We start from the raw sequence: 21,820 nt of genomic DNA, 5'->3' as shown, positions 1-21,820 counted from the left end.
CCGTTCCCCTCGGTTCAATCCCGCCGACCGGACAACTCGGCGAGCATCGCGTTGTAGGCGGCCAGCCGATCGTCCTCACCACTGTCCAACCGGCGGTCCAGCCGAACCGCCTCCCGCCGGTCCGCCGACGCCCACTGCGCGAGCAACGCGACCACCACGACGAGCATCGGCACCTCGCCGGTCGCCCACGCGATGCCGCCGCCGAGCCGTTGGTCGGTCAGCAGGTCCGGCACCCACGTGAGTGACAGGCGCCGGTAGAAGGTCTCGGCGATCACCGTTCCGCTGCTCATGAGGATCACGCCGAAGAACGCGTGGAACGGCATGACCGCGAACAGCAGACCGAGCTTCGCGAGGTGCGGCAACGGACGTGGTGGGCGGTCCACACCGACCACGAGCCAGTAGAAGACGTAGCCGGACACCAGGAAGTGCAGGTTCATCACCTGGTGCGCCCAGTGCTGCCCCATGGCCGTGCCGAACAGGTCGGAGAAGTACAGGACGTAGAACGAACCCACGAACACGACGGCGGCCACCGCCGGATGCGTCACCAGACGGGAAGCACGGCAGTGCAACAACGCCACCAACCATCCACGTGGCCCAGACGGCAGCACACGCAGGGCAAGCGTCACCGCACCTCCCAACACGAGCAGCACGGGCGCGAGCATGTTCAACGACATGTGGGCGACCATGTGCATGCTGAACGTGCCGGGTGCGTACTTGCCGACGCCGGATGACGTCACGACGACCACCACCGCGCAACCGGCGAGCCACGCCGCGACGCGCCGTGCGGGCCACGCGTCCCCTCGGCGGCGCAACACCCGCACGCCCGCGACGTACAACACCGCCGCGAACACCGCACCGAGGCCGAACACCAGGTCCGGGCGCCACTCCAGCAGCAGGCGCGTCGCCGAGGGCGGTTCCGCCAGGTCGTACCCGAGGATCGTTTCCCGGATGGACGGTCGCAGCTCCCGCCACGACGGCGGCACGAGGTGGGTCAGCCCGACCGAAGCGCCGAACGCGACACCCAACGCGAGCAGTTCCACGGTGAACGGCGCGCCGCGGAGACGACGCAGCAACGGGACCACCAAGCACACCGACGCCTTCAGCGCCAGCAACGCACCGTAGCCGGACAGCAACCCGCCCGACCCCGCCAGCACCACGGCCACGACCACACCCGACAACACCAGCACGGCCAGGCACCCGCCGGTCAGCAGGCGGAACCGGCGCACCACCCGGTCGCGGTCCGCACCGGGCCGCCGCAGGAACCCGCGCAACGCGACGAGGGCGCCGACCCACACCGCCGCCGCGGGCATGTGCCACACCATCGCGTTGGTGGTGATGTCGTGCCCCGCGCCCACGGACACGTGCCCGAACACCACCGGGGGCAACAACCCGACCACCGACAGCACCAGCCACAGCACGGCGGTCGGCCACGTGAGCGTCACCCGCGCGCCCAGCGCGACGACGCCGGCGACCAGCGCCACCGCCAGCCACGCCTTCGGTTCGTCGGTCGCCGCGACCAGGTCCGGCAGGTGCTCCCACACCACCGACGGCGGCTGCCCGGACGCGTCACCCGCCGCCAACGGCACCGCCGCGAACGCCGAGACCGCCCACACCGCCGCCGCACCGGACGCCAACCGCACGGCCGCGTAGGCGTCCGCCGTGAAACCGCCTCGGACCGAGGGCACCACGAGGACGGCGAACGCCGCCGCGCCCGCCGCCACGCTCCCGGCCGCGAACGCCACCAGCCGCACCACGCCGAACACCAGCGACGCCACCCGGCCGGGATCGGTGTCGCCGAGCGGCGCGTGCACGTCACCGGCGAGGACGACCACCACGGCGACGCACGCCAACGCTGTGACAACCGCGACAACAGCGGCCCTGTCCACCTTCACATCCACCAGGTCGGGTGAACCACCACAGTGGTTCCCGGAACTACTCGGGCTGTGGTCCGACCAACTGGACGGACGTGTTCCCGAGACAGAGGCCCCTCCGATGCCACGCACCTCCCGCCCGAAGCGCAATCCCGTCACCGCACGTCGCGGTCCGTCGCTCAACGTCGTCCTGACGGCCGTCGTCGTCCTCGTCGCCGCCGCCGTGCTCGGCGGTGTGCTGGTGACCAACCGGTCCGACGAGAGCGCGGCGGCCACTCAGGACACGCTGGTGCCCAACGGCGCCCACACCCTGTCCAAGGTGGAGGGTGACCGGGTCACCCTCGTGGAGTTCCTGGACTTCCAGTGCCCCGCGTGCGCGACCTACTACGCGAACGTGACCAAGCAGATCGAGCAGGACTACCAGGGGCGCATCACGTTCGTGCCACGCAACTTCCCGCTGCGGATGCACCCGCTGGCGGTCCCCGCGGCGCTCGCCGCCGAAGCCGCCGGGAAGCAGGGCAAGTACCGCGAGATGTACCACGCCCTCTACGAGGGCTACGACCAGTGGGCGGTCGAGGGTGAGCGCATCGGCGCCGACACCGACCGGGCCACCGCGTGGTTCGAGCGGTCCGCCGCGGACATCGGGCTGGACCTGGCGCGGTTCCGGGCCGACGTGCGGTCGCCCGAGACGCGGGCCGCCGTGGACAGGGACCTGGCCGACGGCGCGAAGCTCGGCGTCTCGGGCACACCGACGTTCTTCGTCGACGGCGAGCGGTTCGAGGCGGGCGGCACGGTCGCCGACGTCGGCCGCGCGTTGCGGGCCCGGCTCGACGCGGCGCTCGCCCGGTGAGCCGCCGCCTCGCCTGGCTGCTGGTGCTCGGTGGCGGCGCGGGCCTGGTCGCCGCCGTCGTGCTGACGCTGGAGAAGATCGCCCGGCTGCGTGACCCGACCTACGTGCCGACGTGCTCGCTCAACCCCGTGGTGTCGTGCGGGTCCGTGATGGACAGTCCTCAGGCGGCGGCGTTCGGCTTCCCCAACCCGTTGCTGGGCATCGCGGCGTTCGCGGTCGTGGTGACCACCGGTGTCGCCGTGCTGGCCGGGTTCCACCCACCGCGCTGGTACCGGGTGGCGTTCCACGTGGGCACGGTGTTCGGGGTCGTGTTCGTGCACTGGCTGATCGCGGCCAGTCTGTACGACATCCGCGCTTTGTGCCCGTACTGCACGGTGGTGTGGGTCGTGACCATCCCGGTGTTCTGGTACACGACGCTCGACACGTGGCCGGCGCTCGCCCCGTTGCGGCGCGTGCACAGCGCGGTGCTCGTCCTCTGGTACGCCGTGATCGCCGCGTTGGTGCTGTCGGCGTTCTGGGACTACTGGTCGAGCCTGCTGTGATCGGTGGCCCTGCCCCGCTTGCGCCACCGCAGCAGCAGTACCGCCCCGACGATCAACACGGCCGCACCGACCGCGTAGACGACCGGGGAGCGCCACGGCGACCGGACGTACTTCGTGACCACCACGACGGCTTGGTAGGGCTCGTCCGTAGCCGCACGGGTGATGCGGATGTCGTCGGTGATGTGCTGCGGCCGGAACTCCCCGTCGTAGCGGGTGAGGAAGCGCGGCCCGGACAACAACGCCGACAGCTCCGGGTACCGCGCGTCCGGCCGCACCTCGCCGGCGAAGGTCAGCTCCGGGGCGTTCCCGCGCGGTGCGGGGTTGCCGACGTCCACGCGGTGGTCGGCCAGCACGTACAGGCGCAGGGGCTGGACGCGGTCGGCCACCGCGGACAACCGCATCGGGTACACCGGGGTGTCGGTCTCGAAGGTCAAGCGCATCGGCGGCAGCCCGGCGGAGAGGCTGCCGGACGTCGGCGCCAACCGGACCGCGACGACCAACCAGCCGTCCGCCAGGTACGGCGCGAGCGCGCCGCCGAGGTCGGGGGGCAGGGTGAAGTCGTTGTCCCCCAACCACTCGGTCACCGCGGTGACGTCGGTCCCGCTGAGCTGCGCCACGTCGTACGGCCCCACCTCGACCCGGTCCACCACCGTCGCACCGGCACCGGGTGGCGCGCCGCCGACGCCGTCGCCGTCCGCGACGACCTCGCGCACCTCCACCCGCGGCCGGCTGACCTCGTCGAGTTCGCCGAACAACGCCCCGTTCGCCACCTCGAAGCGGGCACGCGCGGGCACCGGCATCAGGAACGCCGCCCGGTCCGCTGTGGACCGGGTCAGCACGGACAGCGTGATGGCCTCCGTGCGCCCGGTCAGCTCGACCAACGCCGTCTCCCGCTGCGTGCTCAGCTTGTCGTTGGCGACGAACGCACCACACGCGCACGCCCCTGACACGGCGGGGTTGACGATGACGAGGGCGACGGCCGCGGCCACCACGGCCGCCACCCGGGTCGCGATCCGGACTCTGCGCACGGCCGTGGGACGTGGCGGATGCCCGCGGGGTTCCCGGGACCCGGCGTCGAGTCGACCCGACCGGGAATGGCAAGGTGGTGCGATGGGCGCATCGAGCTACGAAACCCTGTCCCGGCTGCTCGCGGAGGAGAACAGCGGCGGCGCGGAGCTGTTCACCGCGGCGTGCGCGCTGCGGGACGCCTTCGTCCGCAACGAACACCTCATCGGACTGCTGCCCGGGGACGCGCCCGCGCTGCTGGTCGCCGGCCTGGAACGCGCGGGCCACGCGGGCGTCGTGGACGCCTGGCTGGAACTCGGCAGGCTCCGCGCGCACGGGGCCGCGCCCTGGGCGCCGTACCCGGACCAGGACCTGGACGCCGCCATCACCGCGTACCGCAACGCCGACCGGGCCGGTTCGGCGGCGGGCGCGCTCGGCTGGATCCGGGTCGCCTACTTCGCGCGCAGCGCCGTGCACGCGACCGACGCCGCCGAGCGGCTGGACCAGCTCCTCGCCGCCGACCCGGAGAACGCGGACGCACTCGTGCTCGCGGGTTACCTGGCGCACCAGGGTTACGGTCGCCCCGCCGACCCGGCCGCCGCGGTGCGGTACCAGCTCGCGGCGGCCGAGCGCGGGCACGCCGACGCGGCGTTCGAGCTGAGCGTCCTGCACTCGACCGGCGACGGCGTGCCCGCCGACGAGGACGAGTCGATGCGCTGGACCACCCGGGCCGCCGAACTGGGCAGCGCGCGGGCCATGGCGAACCTCGCCGGCATGCACGCGACGGGCCGCGGCGTGCCGCACGACCCGGCGATCGCGCTCGACTGGTACGCCAGGGCCGCCGAGGCGGGCCACGCGAAGGCCGCGTACACGGCCGGTGTCATGTGCCTGGTCGGCGACGGCGGCCTGCCCGTCGACCGGGACCAGGCGGAGGGCTTCCTCGTCCTGGCCGAGGAACTGGGCTTCGACGTGGACGGCACGCTGGGGGCCATGGGCCTGACCCGCTGACCCGGGTACGGTGCGCGGGTGGCGGTGATCTTCGTGACGGGCATGTCCGGCACCGGGAAGTCGACCGCGCTGGACGGCCTGGCGCGGCGTGGCTACCGCGTGGTGGACACGGATTACGGCGACTGGGTGGAGGTGGCGCACGGCGGGGAACGCCAGTGGCGGGCCGACCTGGTCGACGCGTTGATCGCGGAGCACGAGCGGTCCGGCGAGCCGCTGTTCATCGCGGGCACGGTGTGGAACCAGGGCGCCTTCTACCCCCGGTTCGCCGAGGTCGTCCTCCTCAGCGCGCCCCTGGACGTGCTGCTGGACCGGGTCGCCACCCGCGACACCAACCCCTTCGGCAGGACCGCCGCCGACCGGGACCGGATCACGCGGGACACCGCCGAGGTCGAACCACTGCTCCGCGCGTCGGCGACGGCCGAGATCGACACCAGGCGGCCGGTCGCCGAGGTGGTGGACCGGTTGGCGGCGCTCGCCGGGCCACCACCGGCCCGGCGCTGACCCGCCGCGGTCAGTCCGGGATCCGCAGCCAGAACCCGGTGCTGTCCAACCACCGTTCGAGCAGGTCCGCGTCGCCGGTGACCTCGACACCCGCGGCCGGCCGCCGGTAGAGCAGGAGCAGCAGGTCGACCAGCGGCCCGCGCGCGGTCGCCGCCGCCTCCCCCGCGCCACGCCGCCACACCGGCGCGGAACCCGTGAGGTCGACGAACCACGACGCGTCGTCGTCCGAAGCGCGGAAGCACAGGGACCGACCCGGGCCCAGCAGGTCCGGCACGCCCTCGTACGCCTCGGGGACGCTGCCGTTGACCATCCACTCGTCCACGCCGTCCCGCGCGACGTCCGGGTCCAGCGCGTAGTCGCGGCCCAGCGCGAAGGCGGCGTCCGCGCGGTGCAGGGCGGTCTCGTGCATCGCCCGCCGGGCCCAGAAGACCGGCGTGGTCTCGGTTTCACCGTCCACGACCGACCACACGCGCTCGTCCGGCCCGACCTCGCGCAGCGCGTCGGCCAGCCGCGCGGCGCCGGCCGCCAGCACGCCGTCCACCACCGCCAGGTCCTCGTTCGCGTAGGCGTCGAGGTCGTTCACCACGTCGTCGGACACCGGCTCGGTGGACCTGGTGCCGACGATCGTCCCGATCCACGTCTGGACGCCGACGACGTGGCGGAGCAGCTGGCCGACGTTCCAGTCCGGGCAGGTCGGCACCCGGACCGCCGGGTCCCCACCACGCGTGGTCGCCCGGAGCAGTTCGGTCTGCGCGAGGATTTCGGTGCGGTAGCGGTCGAAGCCCACAGCCATGCCGCCACCGTACTGAAGCGCCGCAACAGGTTTTCGGCGCGCCGACGCGCCGGACCCGCTCGGGACGACCACCGGCCGACCGACGGGGCACGACGGCCGTCTCAGGACACAGGCCGCGCCGCCGCCATCGAGCCGCGACCGCCCGGCTCCCGCCCCGCCGTCTCAGGACGCGGGGGCGGCCCGACACGAGCCGACCGCGTGGCTCAGGACAGGCGGCGGGCCAGGAGCGCCTTGCCCTGCTCCGCGCCCTTGCGGCTCTCCTCCTGCGCCCGGCGGAAGAAGTCCGACAGCTCGTGGTCGCCGGCGCGGTCCGCGTCGGCGATGTAGGTCTCCAACCGCAGCACGTTGCTCAGGCACGCCTCGACGAACCAGATGATGTTGTAGTCCTTGTCCTGCGTACCCGTCACATGACCGGTCTCGGTGCTGGACACTGGTAACCCTCCTCCGTCTCGAAGCTTCGCCCCTGTGCGTACCCGTCGCGGCGCGCTCAACACATCACCCGCGGGTGACAGGGGCGGTCAGGAGTTCACCGCGGCCACCAGCCTGGCCACCGCCGCCGGGTCCAGCGGGCCGCCGGGGAACATCTTCGCCAGCCGGTCGAGCGGCATCGCGGCGGCGAGGGTGAGCAGGGCCGGGTCGATCGCGGGCCCGTCGAGCGCCGACCCGAGCACGCGCGCGCCACGCGGGTCGGCGAACCACTCGGCGAGGCTGGACTGCCCGGTCAGCGGCACGCGCACGTCGTCGCCGTCCACCTCCACCACAGCCGTGGTGCGCAGGTCGCGCGAGGACGCGCCGACCGCCACGTGGTGCGGCCCGCCCTCCACCACCCACCGGGACAGCCGCACGTCCCAGTGCGCGAGGTCGTCGCGGGCGATCTCCAGCACCACCTCGGCGGTCTCCCCGGCCGCGATCGGCACGTTCGCGAACGCCTTCAGCTCGCGCGGCGCGCGGCGGACCCGTGAACCGGGCCGGCTCACGTACGCCTGCACGACCTCGCGCCCGTCGCGGTCGCCGGTGTTGGTCACCGGCACCCGGACGCGTATCCCGTGCTGGTCCGCCGTCGCGGTCGCGGCGCCGTACGCGAAGGTCGTGTACGACAGCCCGAAGCCGAAGGCGTAGGACACCTCCTGCTCCCGCGCGTCGAAACCCCGGTACCCGACGTGCACGCCCTCGCCGTAACGCAGGTGGCCGTCACCGCCCGGGAAGTCCAGGTGCGACGGGTGGTCGACGAGGCGGCGCGGGATGGTCTCGGCCAGCCGACCGGACGGGTTGACGCGCCCGAACAGGACGTCCGCGATCGCGCCCCCGCCCGCCTGGCCGGGCAGCCAGCACTCCACCAGGCCGGGCACGGCCGCGTCCCACGGCGCCGTGCGCACCACGCCGCCGTTGCAGAGCAGGACCACGGTGCGCGGGTTGGCCGCCACCACCTGCTGGACCAGTTCCAGGTGCGCCACGGGCAGGTCGAGCGACGCCCGGTCCACGCCCTCGGTCTCCGCCGGCGTGCCGACGAACACGAGCGCGACGTCACTGGTCCGCGCCAGCTCGGCGGCCTCGGCCAGCAGCGCCGGATCGGGTTCGGCGGAGTCGTAGCCGGGCGCGAACGCCACCCGGGCCGAGGTGGCGGCGGTGATCTCGCTCAGCGCGTCGTCCAGGCGGGTAGGCGTGATGGCGGAACTGCCGCCGCCCTGGTAGCGGGGCGTGCGCGCGTACTCGCCCAGCACGGCGATCGAGCCCGCGCCGAGCGGCAGGACGCCGTCGTTCTTGAGCAGCACGATGCCACGCGCGGCGATCTCACGGGCGAGCGCGTGGTGCGCGTCCACGTCGTACCCGGCGGTCGCGTGGGCGGCGCACCGCCCCACCAGCGCACGCACGCGGTCGGCGGACCGGGTGAGCACCTGCTGGTCCAAGCGGCCGGTGCGGACGGCGTCGACCAGCGCGCGGTCACCCGCGGCGTCGGGTCCGGGCATGGTCAGGTCGAGCCCGGCGGCCACGGAGGCGACCCGGTCCACCACCGCGCCCCAGTCGGAGACGACCACGCCGTCGAAGCCCCACTCGCCACGCAGCACCTCGGTGAGCAACCAGCGGTGCTGCGCGACGTGCACGCCGTTGAGCCGGTTGTACGAGCACATCACGGTCCACGGCCGTGCCTTCCGGACCACGCAGGCGAACGCGCGCAGGTACAACTCGCGCAACGTCCGCTCGTCCACGTCGGAGCTGACCCGCATCCGATCGGTCTCCTGGCTGTTGGCCGCGAAGTGCTTGAGCGACGCGCCCACACCCCGGCTCTGCACACCGCACACCCACGCGACACCCAGCGCGGCGGTCAGCAGCGGGTCCTCCGAGAAGTATTCGAAGTTGCGCCCGCACAGCGGGCTGCGCTTGAGGTTCACGGCCGGCCCGAGCAGGACGGACACGCCCATGGCGCGTGCTTCGTCCCCCAACGCCTCGCCCATGCGCCGCACCAGGTCCGGGTCCCACGTGGACGCCGCGGTGACCGCGGGCGGGAAGCACGTGGCGGGCTGCCCGGTGAGCGGGTCACCGGGCGTGACCGCCAAGCGCACGCCGTGCGGGCCGTCGGTCAGCGTGATGGCGGGTATCCCGGCCGACCCGACCGCCGTGGTGTGCCAGAAGTCGGCGCCGCTGGTGAGCGCGGCCTGCTCCGCCGCGGTGAGGTGCGCATTCATCTGTCGGAGCCCCTTCGCCCGTGACCGCACGTAACGTAGCGCCGCTCTGTCGTAAGCGCACGGTGTCCGCCGACCGCCGAGCGCGCACAGTCGCGTTTCGGTAACGTCGGGTGACACCCGAATGGCAACGAGCGGACGAGGACAGGGCGGTGGTGTCGTGGAGCTGGACCCGACCACCGCGTCCTCCACGCGGGAGCTGCTGCTCCACGTCGCCCGGCAGGAGATCTTCGAACGCGGCTTCCACGGCGCGGGCGTGCGGAGCATCGCGCGTCGCGCGGGGGTGGACCCCGGCCTGGTGCGGCACTACTTCGGTTCCAAAGACGAGTTGCTGCTGCGCGCGGTGCGGGTGTTCGACGCGCCGCAGGAGTTGGCCGCGCACGTGCTGGCGGGCGCCCACGACAAGATCGGCGAGCGGGTCGTGCGGTTCATGCTGGAGCTGTGGGAAGCCTCGCCCAACTCCCTGGTGCGCCTCACCGCGGCGTTGAACAGCGTCGACGTCGCGGACCTCGCGCGGGAGTCGTTCGTCGTGCCGTTCTTCGGCACCATCGCCCGGCACGTCAGCCCGGACCGGCCCGAGCTGCGCGCCTCCCTGGTCGCCGCGCAGGTCGTGGCGTTGGCGCTCGGCAGGCACCTGGTCTGCGACCCGGCCCTGACGGGTGCGGGCCTCGCGGTCCTGACCCGCGTCGTGGGGCGGGTGGTCCAGCGGTACCTGACCGGGCCGCTGGCGTGACGTGGTGCGCTCGGCTCAGAACCGCTCGGTGAGGTAGCTCTGGCACGCCTCGCCGATGGTCGCCGCGAGTTCGGTCGCCTCCATGGACGCCAGCGGTTCGCTGCGGAGCACGTAGCGCATGTACACGACGCCCAGCAGGTGCGTCCCGAGCAACGAGGCGCGCAGGTCGGGTCGGCCGCCCCCGAAGGCCGCGACCACGGGGCCGAGCACGTCGCCCGCCAGGAAGTCCCGCACGGTCCCGGCCGCGCCGTCGAACGACCGCACGGAGCGGATCAACGCCTCCACGCGCGGCCGGACCTCCGGGTCGTCCCAGTGCACGAGGAACGCGCGGGCCAGGCGCTCCCCCGCGCCCGCCGGGTCGCCGGCGACGACGGTCGCCACCAGGTCGGGCACCGCGAACACGTCCCGCACGGCGGCGGTGAACAGGCCGTCCTTGGTCAGGAAGAAGTGGTGCAGCAACGCGGAGTCGACGTCGGCGGCGGCGGCGATGGCACGCATCGTCGCGCCCTCGAAGCCGTTCTCGGCGAACTTCGCGCGTGCCGCCTCCAGGATCGCGTCGTGGCTGCTCGTCGGCCCGGCCCGGCGTCCGCTGCGCTTCCTGCGGGTCTGCTCCTCGCCCGTCACCGACCGCTCCTCACCTGCACCGGCCGCCTCCGGCGGGCCGAGAACAGGGTGGCTCAGAACAACGTGACCGCCCAGTGGATGCGCACCGGGTGCTTCGGCAACCCGTCCTGCGCGTCGCCCGCGATACCGGCCGCCACGATCCGGTCCAGCGTGTCCATGCCGTGCACCACCCGGCCGAGAACGCTGTACACGGGCGGGATGTTGGCGTGCGAGTGCACGATGAAGAACTCGCTGCCGTTCGTGCCCGGACCCTGGTTGCCCATCGCGATGGTGCCGCGCGGGTACGTCTCGCGGCCGGTCACCTCGTCGGCGAACCGGTAGCCGGGGCCGCCTTCTTCGGCGCGGTGGATGTCGCCGCACTGCAACACGCCCAGCCGGGCCGAGTTCGTCAGCCGGAAGCACTGGGTGTGGTGGTAGAAGAGGCTGCGCACGAGGTGCGTGAAGTTGTGCACCGCGCACGGCGCGTTGGAGCGGTCGAGCGCGACGACGACTTCGCCGTAGTTGGTGCGCAGCACCGCGAACGCGGTGCCCTTCGTGGACGCGGTCGGCGTGGGCGGCCGGACCGGTTTCGCGGCCGGCCGGTCCGGGGTCGGCGTGAACTCGCAACGCACGACGGGTTTCGCCGCTCCCGGCGCGGCGACGGCCGGTGCCGCGGCACCCGCCAGGGTCATGAGCAGGACGACACCGGTTACGGCAAACCTTCTCATGGACGGAGGTTAGCGCCGATCGACCGGCCACGGGCAAAACCGCTTCGGGGCGCGTGGTTCCGCCCGTGCGGCGCAGTGGACACTCGCGCCCCCGCCGGACGGGGTCCGCTCGCGCACCGTGAGTCAACCGGTTGACCTATAGCAACATTCGCGTTGGGCGTGCACGCTTCGGGTACCGCATGTCCGGGGACATCTCCATGCGGTCAGCCGATCTCCCTACCGAAAGGACAGCCGTGTCCTTATCATCGCCCCGATCGCGCCGCGCGCGGTTCGGTCGGGCAGCACTGGCAGCGCTCACCGCCGGCCTGCTCGTGGCGGCGGGCGGCACACCCTCCTCCGCGTCCACTGTGGACGAAGCCGGTATCGCCGCGCCTCCACCGGAAGCACCCGTCAGCGGTCGACTCGTACCCGGCGCGCGTGGTGCGGAAGCGAGAGCCGTCACCGAGTCCACGGTGGGCGTCCAGTTCCGGAAGCTGTCCGAGTCGCGGGACGCCGCCCGCGACAACGGTCCCGCCCGGGTGCTCCCGCCGTGGACCGGCGAGAAGCACTCCGGCTGGGGCGCGTTCCCGTACTCCGCCTCCGAGGGGGCGCAGGCCACGCACACCGTCAACCCGGACATCAGCATGTCCCCGGACAACCCCGACGTGGTCTACGCGCCGACGCTCGACCCGAGCGGCAAGACGTGCATCGAGGTGACCACGTACTACTGGAAGTACGGCAACGCCGTCGCGGCGTGGGACTGGTGCGCGGCGTCGCCCGGCTTCGCCGCGATCATCCCGATCGACACCTACTTCGTGAACACGTACACCACGACGTTCCAGGGTCGGCCCGCGTACACGGTGCAGGACGTGCAGACCAACCCGGTGACCAACTCGTGGACCGCCTACCTGTACAACTACACGACGTCGTCCTGGGACACGGTGTTCACCAGCGCGAACACTTCCAAGCTGACCGAAACACACGGCGGCTGGGACATGTTCGAGGTCTACACGAACTACAACCCCGACACCAACGAGGGCTACTACTGCACCGAGACCGTCGGGGCCGAGTTCCACGCGAGCAACATCAAGATCAGGACGGGCGGGACGTGGAACACGCTCACCACGGCCAACTCCTCGGTGACCCCTCCGAGCAGCGTGTCGAACGCCGACTTCGGCTGCTCCGGGCTGACCTTCTCGCTGCCCACGGCGAACAGCTACTGGAAGGTGACCAACTGACCTGCGCCGGGTGACCGGTGGGGTGCCCGGCGCGCACCCGGGCACCCCACCGGTCACCCTCCGGCCCCCGTCCCGCCCCAACCCGGCACACCCCGCCCAACCACCCGAACACCACTCGCCGCCTCCGCCCCGCGCCGCACCCCTCGCCCCACGCCCCTCGCCCGCGCACCTCGCGCCGCGCCCGCGCACCTCGCGCCGCGCCCGCGCCCCTCGCGCCGCGCCCGCGCCCCTCGCGCCGCGCCCCGCGCCTCGCCCGCGCCCCTCGCGCACCTCGCCCGCACCTCTCGCCCCGCACCTCTCGCCCCGCGCCCCACGCCTCGCGCCCCGCGCCTCGCGCCCCGCGCCTTGCGCACCTCGCCCGCCCCCTCGCGCCGCGCCACCAGCCCGCCGCCGCGCACCCGCACAGCCGCCCATCCCTCAGCCCCAACCCGGCTGCCCTTGCCACTCGGCCATCCCGCGCAGCCGCCCCGCCACACAGCCGTCCGCCAGTCGAACCACCCGCCCCCATCCCGAACGATCGCTCGGCCCCGTGGGACTCGGCGGCGGCGATTATCTTTCAGGGAGCCTGCCTGATAGATCCGCGGTTAACTATCAGGCAGGCTCCCTGAAAGTTTCGGCGCACCGCAGACCCGCACGCCACCGGCAGAGGGCGGCTCGCTCAAGCGTTCACCGGACTGAGCAGGGGGCCGAGCGGTCCGCGGGCGGTGGTGAGTGCTCGGCGGAACGCGGTCCAGAAGCCCGGGCTGCGGGCCGCGCGGCGGACGTCCGCCGCGAACCGCCGCACCCACGGGTCGTCCGGCTCACGGCGGTGCACGGTGTGCAGGTACTCCAGCACCTCCCGCGCGGGCCGGAGGGTGGACATCAGCTCGTCGTCGCCCAAAGTGCCCGCACGGCGGATGCGCTCGACGAGCGCCACCTCGGCCCGGTCACCGGCCAGGGCGACACGCGCGACCTCCGCACTGCGCGGCGCGAGCAGCGTCACCCGCTCGACCGACAGACCGGACACCAGCCCGCGCGGGAACCCCGGACGGTCGACCAACGCGCACACCACGGGTTCGGGCAGGGGTCGCGCGGCGTGCGCCCGCTCCAACTCGCCCCACGGCGGGTCGACGCCGGCGAGCACCGCCTCCGCCTCTACCGCCCCCGCGCACCGCCGCAACGCCGCCACCAGGTCCCCCGGCTCCCGGCGCGGCTGCCGCGCGGCCAGGAACCGGCGCAACTCGGGATCCCGCTCCGCGGCCAGCTCGTTGAGCCGATCGAGGTCGGAGTCCTGCCCGTGCGCCCACATGCGGGCGGCCGTGGAGGGGTGTGCCGCGCGCACCAGCCGGGCGAACACCGGACGCGGCTCGACGCCCTCCACCGCCAACCGCTCCACGAACTGCCGCAGCACCTCACCCCGGACCCGCAGCCGGGACAGGTGGCGGGCCGCCATCTCCGCGACCTCGTCGTCCGACGCGGCGGCCACGACCTCCGCGAACACCGGCGCGTGCACCAGCACCCTCGGGTCGGGGCACGCGCCGGGCAACGCGGCGACCCGGCGGAGCAGGCCGGCGAACGTCCCGGGCCACTCCCCGACCGCCGCCGACGCGGCCCGCCACGCCCGCGGGTCGTCACCGCACCACGGGCGGAGCAGGGCGGCGACCGCGCTCCAGAACGCCGTGACGACGTCGGCGTGGTTGTGGTCGAACCCGTCGACCGCGCGGACCAGCAGGCCGAGGTGGGGCACGCCGGTCACGAGTTCGGTCGCGACCTCCGGGCCGCCGTGCGCCAGCACCGCGCGCACCAGCGCGGGCCGCACCTCCCCGATCCGCGCGGTGACCGCGAGCCGCACCGACCGCGGCACGGCCCGCCCGCGAGCGCCGACCCGGGCCGCGACCAGCGGGTCCCAGGGCGTGACGAGGGCGGGCACCAGTTCGTCCGGGCAGTCCGGACGGGCCACCAGGGCACGTCGCTGTGCCCGGCCGAACGGCACGCGCGCGTGTGCCGCGGCCAGCCCCGGCCAGTCGACGGCGAACGGCCCGGCCAGCACGTCGTCGCACGCCCGCACCGTGTCCGCCGCGCGCAACCGCCGCTCGGCGAACTCGGCGGGCAACACCGCCGGCTCGTCCCGACCGGGGCGGCGCACGCCGTGCGCGACCAGCTCCGCGCCGGCCGCCGCCCGCTCGTCCTCGGGCAGCAGCGACACCGCCCACCACACCAGCTCATCGACACCCACCGGCCAATCCTCGCACTGCCGGGCCCATCGGTGGGATCAAGCGGCACAACCATCCACAGTGGACGGTGATCAAGCCACCAGGGCGTCCGCGTGCCGGGCCAATTCCACGTCGGGCACCTCCGCGTAACCCCCCGCGGTCAGCACGGCCACCGTCGGGTGGATGCCGCGGGCGACATCGGGACCGCCCGTGGCCGAATCGTCGTCGGCCGCGTCGAACAACGCCCGCACGGCGACGCCAACCGCTTCGTCCCGCTCGAGGTCGGGCCGGTGCAGCTTCTTCAACGCGCCCTTCGCGAAGTGCCAGCCGGAGCCGGCACCGCCGAAATCACGTTCCTCGGCGGCCGCGCCGGAGACGTCGAAGGTGAAGATCCGGCCACGCCGCTCGTCCTCGTCCCAGCCCGCGAGCAGCGGCACGGCGGCCATGCCCGCCATCACCCGCTCCAGGCTGTCGCGCACCATCGCGGACAGGCGGTTGACCTTCGCCGGGAAGCTCAGCCCGACGCCCTCGATCTTCTCGTAGTGCCGCAGCTCCAGCCGGAACAGGCGCACCATCTCCAGGCCGAACCCGACCGTGCCCGCGAACGCGACGCACGAGTGGCCGTCCGCCGGTTCGAGCTTGCGCAGGTCCCGCTGCGCGATGACGTTGCCGCTGGTCGCGCGGCGGTCGGCGGCCATCACGACGCCGTCGCGGAAGTGCAGCGCCAGGAGGGTCGTGCCGTGCGGCACACCGGTCGCGCGCGGCAGGGCGGGGTCCGCGGCCCTGCGGAGCAGGGCGTACACCGAGGAGCCGTTCTCCGCCATGAGGTCGGCGAACGAGCAGGGCCACCGCCGCGGCGAGTCCAAGACCAGCTCCCCCATCCGTCGTCCACCACCCGCGCGACCCACCCTACACACGGCGGCGGACCGCGCGCCACACTGTCCACAATGGACGGTTGTGGGACCAGTGACAGGACCCCGGTGATGAGTGTCTTTTTCCACGCGCCCCGGCGAAAGAGCATCGAGCCGCGGAAACACGACCTGTAGGGAGCGAGAAGACGCATGGGAAAGTACGATCACCTGTTCGTCCAGAACATGCTTGAGTGCGCCGACGACCTGGTCAACGAGGGTGCCGCCGCGGGCGGGGAGCGACCGGCGAACATCAGCAACCCGTTCGGGTTGATGCGCGGCATCGACGTGGACGCCAGCAAGGTCCACATGGCGTACAGCTGGATCAACCCCACGTCGGAACGGGTGCACTGGGTCAACGACCACGAGCACACCTACGACGAGGTGTTGATGTGGATGGGCAGCGACCCGGACAACCTCCACGACCTCGGCGCCGAGCTGTACCTCGACATCGAGGGCGAGCGGCACACGGTGACCACGACGGGTTCGGTCTACATCCCGGCCGGCCTGCGCCACTGCCCGCTCGGCTTCAACTCCGTCACGCGCCCCTTCACGTTCATCGCGTTGTCGCTCAACCCGGACTACGCCTCGGACGAGAACGTCCCGCGCCACTCCTGAGCGGCGCTCCGCGAACGCGGGCCGGGCGGAATCACCTCCGCCCGGCCCGCGTCGTCGTCCGGGGACCGAAAGCCCCGTAGCGCGCTTGACGCCGAGCGCAAGCGTGACCCGCGTACGGGCTGACGTACAGCAACGCCGGTCAACGACCGACCCGCGCGGATCGTCATACCGACCACCGGCGCCGAAGCCGACGCGCCAAGGGCCCCCGGTGTCGCGGTCCCTGCGATCCACGACACCGGAGGCCCCACCGCCGACACGTCGGCGGCCCTCCCCCCGCCTACGGCCCGACCGGGCCGCTGCCCGCGCCGGTGGTCCGCACCGCTTCCGCCACCTCGGCCAGGTCCTCGCCGGTCAACCGGAGCGACGCGGCCGGCAGCCAGCCCTCGACCTGGGCCGCGGTGCGCGCGCCGACGATCGCCGCCGACACGCCCTCCCACGCCGTCGTCCACGCGATCGCCACGGCGCCCACCGACACCCCGTGCCGGGCGGCGACCGGTCGCAACGCCTCCTGCAACGCCAGGTTGCGGTGCAGGGCGGGCGGTTGGAACTCGACGGCGCGGGAGCGCCAGTCGTCGTCGGGCAGCGCGGCGGCGCGCTCGGCGCTGAACGTCCCCGACAGCAACCCCGCCGCCATCGGCCCGTACACGATCACCCCCGTGCCGTTCCGGGCGCACCACGGGATGACGTCGGCCGCCGCCTCCCGCTTGACCAGCGACAGCGGCGGCTGGAGGGTTTCCACCCGGCCCACCGCCGCGCACCGGTCCAGCAGCGCGGTGTCGAAGTTCGACACCCCGACGTGCCGCACCTTGCCCTCCCGGACCAGCTCCAGCAGCGCGCCCCAGGACTCCTCGACCGGCGGACCGGCCGGGTCGGGCGCGTGGATCTGGTACAGGTCCAGGTGGTCGACGCCGAGCCGGCGCAACGACGCCACGCACTCCCGCCGGATCGACTCCGGCGTCAGGTCGTTGCGCTCCACGCCGCGGTCGTCCCACACCAGGCCGCACTTGGTGAACACCAGCGGCCGGTCGGCGGGCGGCAACGCGGCCAGCGCGCGCCCGACGACCTCCTCCGCGTGGCCGAACCCGTACACGGCCGCGGTGTCGATCCAGTTCACGCCGCCCGCGACGGCCCGGTGGACCGCGGCGATCGACTCGTCGTCGGACTGCGCGCCCCAGCCCATCAGGCCGGGCCCGCCGGTCACCCAGCTGCCGAAGCCGACCGCGCTGATCTCCAGCCCGGTGCGGCCCAGCGCACGTGTCGACATCACTTCTCCGTTCGGTGTGGTCGGGTGGCCTCGGACGGCACGACCGGCAGCACGACCCGCGACAGGTGCGCACCCGAGTGGTGGACGCTCTGCATCGCGCTGACCGGTTCGCCGACGCCGCCCGTGTTGGGGTTGCGGTCGAAGTGGGGGAAGTTGCTGCTGGACACCTCCAGCCGGACGCGGTGCCCCGGCTGGAACACGTTGCTGGTCGCGCCCAGGTCGATCCGGTACTCGACGACCTCGCCCGGGGTCAGCGGCCCGGCGCCGGGTGCGCGGTGGCGGGCGCGCAGCACACCGTCGGTGAGGTTGCGGGCGTAACCGCACGGCTCGACGTCGACCAGCTTCGCGGTCCAGTCGGTGTCGACCGCCGTGGTGGCGGCGTGCAGCACCGCGGTCACCGGCCCGGTCACGTCGAGCGGTTCGGTCAGCGGCTCGCTGGTGTAGACGAGGACGTCCTCGCGCGCCTCCACCGGCCGCTGGTCGTACACGCCGCCACGGGTGTGCACCGGGCTACAGCACAACGCGCCGCCCAACGTGGGCACCGGGTTGCGCGGGTTGTAGACGAACGCGTCCGGCGGCTGGGCGCCGGGCGTCTCGCGGGACAGCCGCCCGTCGCCGTGCAGCGTGTTGGCCCGGCCGTCGCTGTGCAGGTACCAGTCCTGGTGCTCGGTGCCGGGCAGCGGCCACGAGTCGGCGACCCGCCACCCGCCGCCGCCCATGGCGTACAGCAGCACGGGCGGGTCGGCCTCGGCCGCGTCGTCGCCACGCAGCCAGCGGTCGAACCAGCGCAACTGGAGCCCGTCCACGTCGAGCGCGGAACCGGTGGCGCGGGCGCCGAAGTTCCACTCCCCCACCGGGTTCCCGCTGAACAGGCCCTCGTGCGGCCACGGGCCGACCAGCAGCCGCTGCCGGTCGGGCACCGCGCTCCGCGCGCGCATCCCGGCGAAGTTCGCCAGGGTGCCGCCCAGGAACGTGTCGTACCAGCCGCCCATGTTGAACGCGGCGACGGTCATGTCCGGGTAGGCGCGGGACACGTCGAGCCGTTCCCAGAACTCGTCGTAGTCGGGGTGGCGCAACCACTCCCGGTAGTACGGCGCGACCTCGTCCAGGTACGGGTGGTCGTCCAGCGGCAGCACGCGCGTGGTGTCCGGCAGCCGGTCGAGGGCGTCGGTCAGGGCGCCGCGCACCGACGCCGGCACGGACGGGTCGCGGGCCGCGTTGTGCGCCGCCAGCGACAGCGTCCAGCCCAGGCTGAACGAGAGCTGGAACGCGCCACCCCGGTACACCCAGCCGTGGTGGTAGCTGGACGCCGTGACGTTCGGCGCGATCGCCCGCAACGCCGGGTGCCCGGACATGGCGCCCTGCCACTGGGTCACGCCGTCGTACGAGCCGCCGAACATGCCCACGTTGCCGTCGCACCAGGGTTGGGACACCACCCAGTCCACCGTGTCGTAGCCGTCGTCGCGCTCGTGCACGAACGGCGTGAACCGGCCACCGGACGCGCCCCGGCCGCGGGTGTCCTGCATGACGACCGCGTACCCCTCGGACGCGGCGCGCAGCGCGAACGTGCCGTACATCCCGAGGCCGGTCCGGTCGTAGGGCGTGCGGAAGACCAGCGCGGGGCACCGCTGCCCCACCGGGCGGTACACGTCGGCGCGCAGCACGACGCCGTCGCGCATCGGCACGGCCGACATCCGGTCCACGGTCAGTGATTCAGTCATTGTCGGCCAGCCAGTGGTCGAGGACGTTGCGGGTGAGCCGGGACAGGCCGTTGTCGTAGCCGTTGGCGGACAGGCCGCTGCTGTAGTCGATGGAGCCGGTGGCGAACACCGAACCACCGCCGCGGGTGTGGAAGTGCACGATGTCCGACCGCACGTCGGGGTGCTCGGTCGCGCCCTGTCCGGGGTGCGTGCCGCTCAGCTCCTCCACGGCGTACTGGTAGCCGTCGCCGAGCCCCTCGGAGGTGGCCAGCACGACCGCGTCCGGTGGGCTGCCCAGCGCGATGTCGTAGCGGTCGATCTCGTTGCCCGCCGCCCCGCCGTGCAGCGACACCTCGCCGAACACCTCGGGCACGTCGTGCAGCAGCTTCGCCGGGTCGGGGTCCGGTCCGAGCCGGTAGTGCCCGGACGGCCCGCCGCCCTGCGCGGAGAACCCGACCCCGAACACCTTCTGCGGCGCGCGGTTGCGCCCCGCCCACAGGCCGCCGCGCTCGCCGGTCGTGGCGTGGTGGTACTCGCCGGGCCGCGCCTGCCAGCTCCGGGTGCCGTACTCGCCGCGCCGCAGCTCCATCACGTGCGGCAGCTCCGGGTGGAACGAGACGACCCAGTAGTAGCCGTTGCCGCCGAGGTAGGCGAGGTGCCCACCGCCGTCGACGTACGCCTCGATGGCGTCGATCATCTCCCCGGACGCGTACTCGGGGTGCGACCCGGTGAGCACCGCGCGGTAGCGGCGCAGCAGGTCCACGCCCTCCGCGTGCAGGTCGTGGTCGGTGATGACGTCGAAGTCGTAGCCCAGCTCGGTCAGCCAGTCGACGATGTACAGGTCGGAGGCCAGCATGAACGGCGACAGGTGGATGCGGAAACCCGGCGCGAGGGTCAGGATCGGCCGCCGCCACGAGGTGTAGCAGACGCCGCTGCCGTCGGTGTGCCGCGCGTACGCGGAGTGGCCCAGGTCGTAGCGGTGCTCCAGGAACACCGTGCCCGGTGGCACGGCGGGCACGTGCCCGAGGCCGCGCTCGTTCGCGTACGCCAGGTAGGTGGCGGTGGGCAGCAGCAACGCGAGCCGACCGGTGGCGGTGCCCGCGGGCGGGCGCACCACGAACGGCACGGACCGCTCGCACGACCCGTCGACCGCCGCGACGCGCAGCGCGTACACGCCGCTGGGCAGGTCGGCGGGCACGGTGAACTCGTGGCTGGGCACCCAGTCGGCGTCGGCCAACGCGTCGTCGTGGAAGTGGATCGCGGCGTACCCGCGCGGGTCGACCGCGTAGTGCTCGACCCGGCCGGTGAAGTGGCGGCCGGTCACGCCGCGCACCGGCAGGTTCACCAGCCGCCCGTCCAGGCCGGGCCGCCCGACGCACGGCACCACCAGCGACGCCGCCGTCGCGCCCGGTTCGAACGCCCAGCGCAGCGGTGCGTCGTGGTCGTCGGACGCGGCGGCCACCAGCGCGGCGCGGGACAGCGGGTGCGGCCAGAAACCCGGCCGCTCGACCTTGCCGTTGTAGTGGCCGGCGTCCGGGGTGAGCGCGCCGAACAGCAGGTCGCCGTGGTCGGCCGGGGTGAACGCCGCGTCGACCCGCCGCTCCACCACGTGCGGCCGGTCGTCCACCACGATCGGGCTCACCCGGCTGTTGGCGCTGTTCACCAGGGGCCGGGTGACCAGCACCGCGCGCCCCGTCGCCGGGTCGTAGCTCGCCGCCACGCCGTACCACCGGTGCAGTTCCAACGGCGCGTCGGCGTGCACGGCCGTCTCACGGGTGCCGTCGCCGAGCCACAGCGTCGCGCGGCCCTCGCCGTCGATGCCGAGCGCGTAGCCGCGCGCGCCGTCGTTCCAGCGGGCGATCACGGCCTGCGGCCCGCCGGTCACGTGGGTCGGGTGGACGTAGGCCGCGACGGCGAACCCGCCGTCACCGGTCGTCGCGCCGTGCGCGTCCCGGACGGCGATGTGCGAGCCGAGCCGGGTGCGCTGGACGTGGCCGCGGTGCGTGCCGCGCCAGGCGCCCGGCACGGGTTCGACGCGGACACCCGGCCCGTCCGGGTCGTCGTCGGTGTGCCGCAGCCGAAGCAGCTCGGTGGTGTACTCGGCGACGCCCTCGGCGGACACCATGAAGGCGAGCGCCTCGCCGGGCGCCGCGCTGACCCGGTCCGCGTAGCCCAGCAGGACCGGGCCGTCCTCGCGCAGCTCGGGACCGTCGATCGCGTCCGCGGGCGGCTCGCCGTAGCCGAACACGTCGTGCAACTCCCGCCGGAGGCACGCCTCGCGGGCCTCCCCGGCGTCGGTGAACTCGCGGCGGTCGGCGAGCCGGTAGGTCTCGCCACGCCGCGCGGGCGGGCGGACGAGCCGCCACCGCCCGTCCGCCGACTCGTGCACGGACAACCGCTCGGTGGGCGGGCGGGCGTCGAGGAACCGGGCCACGAGGCTGAGCGGTTCCCGGTCGACCGCGCCCGGTTCGTCGAGCCAGGCGCGCACCAGGTCTTCGGTGAGCAGGGGGCGGAGCTGCTCGGCACGGCGTTCGGCGAACCGCGCCCGGATGGCCACTACGGAGGAGTCCATGCACCGACGTTAGGCAGCGCCTCCGGGCGCGGGT

At 73.6% G+C, this 21,820-nt stretch carries 19 protein-coding genes; 7 read left to right on the top strand and 12 right to left on the bottom strand.

Going from position 1 to position 21,820, the window contains the following annotated elements; genetic code table 11:
* Nucleotides 1-14: 14 nt before the first annotated feature.
* Nucleotides 15-1,892 (bottom strand): cytochrome c oxidase assembly protein, encoded by a 1,878-nt coding sequence (locus KZQ38_RS25010; protein WP_219445024.1) that lies wholly within the window; start codon nt 1,890-1,892, stop codon nt 15-17.
* A gap of 100 nt (nt 1,893-1,992) precedes the next feature.
* Between KZQ38_RS25010 and KZQ38_RS25005 the strand changes: the two genes are divergently transcribed.
* Together KZQ38_RS25005 and KZQ38_RS25000 are read left to right on the top strand one after the other, a co-directional pair.
* Entirely contained in the window at nt 1,993-2,721 is a 729-nt protein-coding gene (locus KZQ38_RS25005) for a DsbA family protein (RefSeq protein WP_219445022.1), read from the top strand.
* Nucleotides 2,718-3,263, top strand: coding sequence for a vitamin K epoxide reductase family protein (locus tag KZQ38_RS25000; protein ID WP_219445020.1), 546 nt, complete (start codon nt 2,718-2,720; stop codon nt 3,261-3,263). Before KZQ38_RS25005 ends, KZQ38_RS25000 begins: the two co-directional genes overlap by 4 nt.
* Here KZQ38_RS25000 and KZQ38_RS24995 read toward each other — a convergent pair.
* On the bottom strand, nt 3,242-4,291 hold the full coding sequence (locus tag KZQ38_RS24995) for a DUF2330 domain-containing protein (RefSeq protein ID WP_219445018.1): 1,050 nt from the start codon (nt 4,289-4,291) through the stop codon (nt 3,242-3,244). The genes KZQ38_RS25000 and KZQ38_RS24995 overlap by 22 nt on opposite strands.
* Before the next feature lie 82 nt (nt 4,292-4,373).
* Here KZQ38_RS24995 and KZQ38_RS24990 point away from each other — a divergent pair, with 82 nt between their 5' ends.
* Nucleotides 4,374-5,276 carry a tetratricopeptide repeat protein gene (locus KZQ38_RS24990; RefSeq protein WP_219445016.1) on the top strand — a complete coding sequence of 301 codons (903 nt, stop codon included), beginning with the start codon at nt 4,374-4,376 and terminating at the stop codon, nt 5,274-5,276.
* Nucleotides 5,277-5,294: 18 nt separating this feature from the next.
* Complete coding sequence (locus KZQ38_RS24985; protein ID WP_308258578.1) at nt 5,295-5,777, top strand: AAA family ATPase; 483 nt, start codon at nt 5,295-5,297, stop codon at nt 5,775-5,777.
* Between the two features lie 10 nt (nt 5,778-5,787).
* On the opposite strand, the gene KZQ38_RS24980 is transcribed toward KZQ38_RS24985, so the two are convergent.
* The 3 genes from KZQ38_RS24980 to KZQ38_RS24970 all read right to left on the bottom strand — a co-directional run bounded on the left by KZQ38_RS24980 (nt 5,788) and on the right by KZQ38_RS24970 (nt 9,254).
* On the bottom strand, nt 5,788-6,570 hold the full coding sequence (locus KZQ38_RS24980; RefSeq protein ID WP_219445014.1) for a maleylpyruvate isomerase family mycothiol-dependent enzyme: 783 nt from the start codon (nt 6,568-6,570) through the stop codon (nt 5,788-5,790).
* A 203-nt stretch (nt 6,571-6,773) separates the two neighbouring features.
* Nucleotides 6,774-7,001, bottom strand: coding sequence for a hypothetical protein (locus tag KZQ38_RS24975; RefSeq protein WP_219445012.1), 228 nt, complete (start codon nt 6,999-7,001; stop codon nt 6,774-6,776).
* 87 nt (nt 7,002-7,088) lie between these two features.
* Nucleotides 7,089-9,254, bottom strand: coding sequence for a glycoside hydrolase family 3 C-terminal domain-containing protein (locus KZQ38_RS24970; RefSeq protein ID WP_219445010.1), 2,166 nt, complete (start codon nt 9,252-9,254; stop codon nt 7,089-7,091).
* A gap of 121 nt (nt 9,255-9,375) precedes the next feature.
* Between KZQ38_RS24970 and KZQ38_RS24965 the strand changes: the two genes are divergently transcribed.
* Entirely contained in the window at nt 9,376-9,984 is a 609-nt protein-coding gene (locus tag KZQ38_RS24965) for a TetR/AcrR family transcriptional regulator (protein WP_219445008.1), read from the top strand.
* A gap of 15 nt (nt 9,985-9,999) precedes the next feature.
* On the opposite strand, the gene KZQ38_RS24960 is transcribed toward KZQ38_RS24965, so the two are convergent.
* Together KZQ38_RS24960 and KZQ38_RS24955 are read right to left on the bottom strand one after the other, a co-directional pair.
* Entirely contained in the window at nt 10,000-10,608 is a 609-nt protein-coding gene (locus KZQ38_RS24960; RefSeq protein WP_219445007.1) for a TetR/AcrR family transcriptional regulator, read from the bottom strand.
* A gap of 53 nt (nt 10,609-10,661) precedes the next feature.
* Nucleotides 10,662-11,315 (bottom strand): peptidylprolyl isomerase, encoded by a 654-nt coding sequence (locus KZQ38_RS24955; protein ID WP_219445005.1) that lies wholly within the window; start codon nt 11,313-11,315, stop codon nt 10,662-10,664.
* Nucleotides 11,316-11,548: 233 nt separating this feature from the next.
* On the opposite strand from KZQ38_RS24955, the gene KZQ38_RS24950 reads away from it, so the two are divergent.
* Entirely contained in the window at nt 11,549-12,532 is a 984-nt protein-coding gene (locus KZQ38_RS24950; RefSeq protein ID WP_219445003.1) for a carbohydrate-binding protein, read from the top strand.
* A 658-nt stretch (nt 12,533-13,190) separates the two neighbouring features.
* On the opposite strand, the gene KZQ38_RS24945 is transcribed toward KZQ38_RS24950, so the two are convergent.
* Both KZQ38_RS24945 and prcB read right to left on the bottom strand, forming a co-directional pair.
* Nucleotides 13,191-14,747: a hypothetical protein gene (locus KZQ38_RS24945; RefSeq protein ID WP_219445001.1), complete on the bottom strand. Its 1,557-nt coding sequence runs from the start codon at nt 14,745-14,747 to the stop codon at nt 13,191-13,193.
* 69 nt (nt 14,748-14,816) lie between these two features.
* Complete coding sequence (gene prcB / locus KZQ38_RS24940) at nt 14,817-15,605, bottom strand: proteasome subunit beta (protein ID WP_219444999.1); 789 nt, start codon at nt 15,603-15,605, stop codon at nt 14,817-14,819.
* Between the two features lie 180 nt (nt 15,606-15,785).
* Between prcB and KZQ38_RS24935 the strand changes: the two genes are divergently transcribed.
* On the top strand, nt 15,786-16,250 hold the full coding sequence (locus KZQ38_RS24935; RefSeq protein WP_219444997.1) for a hypothetical protein: 465 nt from the start codon (nt 15,786-15,788) through the stop codon (nt 16,248-16,250).
* Between the two features lie 277 nt (nt 16,251-16,527).
* Here the strand turns inward: KZQ38_RS24935 and KZQ38_RS24930 are convergent, their stop codons facing one another.
* From KZQ38_RS24930 to KZQ38_RS24920, 3 genes are read right to left on the bottom strand one after another with little or no spacing between them, the layout of a single operon-like run.
* The gene (locus KZQ38_RS24930) at nt 16,528-17,514 is read right to left on the bottom strand and encodes an aldo/keto reductase (RefSeq protein ID WP_219444995.1); all 987 of its coding nucleotides are present in this window, start codon (nt 17,512-17,514) and stop codon (nt 16,528-16,530) included.
* Entirely contained in the window at nt 17,514-19,235 is a 1,722-nt protein-coding gene (locus KZQ38_RS24925) for a CocE/NonD family hydrolase (RefSeq protein ID WP_219444993.1), read from the bottom strand. The genes KZQ38_RS24930 and KZQ38_RS24925 overlap by 1 nt, the downstream gene beginning before the upstream one ends.
* Nucleotides 19,228-21,786, bottom strand: coding sequence for a N,N-dimethylformamidase beta subunit family domain-containing protein (locus KZQ38_RS24920; RefSeq protein ID WP_219444992.1), 2,559 nt, complete (start codon nt 21,784-21,786; stop codon nt 19,228-19,230). Before KZQ38_RS24920 ends, KZQ38_RS24925 begins: the two co-directional genes overlap by 8 nt.
* Between the last annotated feature and the right edge of the window lie 34 nt (nt 21,787-21,820).

The sequence above is a fragment of the Saccharothrix obliqua genome (assembly GCF_019375475.1).
Taxonomy (GTDB): domain Bacteria; phylum Actinomycetota; class Actinomycetes; order Mycobacteriales; family Pseudonocardiaceae; genus Actinosynnema; species Actinosynnema obliqua.
The sequence above is the reverse complement of the archived record's forward strand: the minus strand, read 5'-3'. Positions and strand labels throughout refer to the sequence as shown.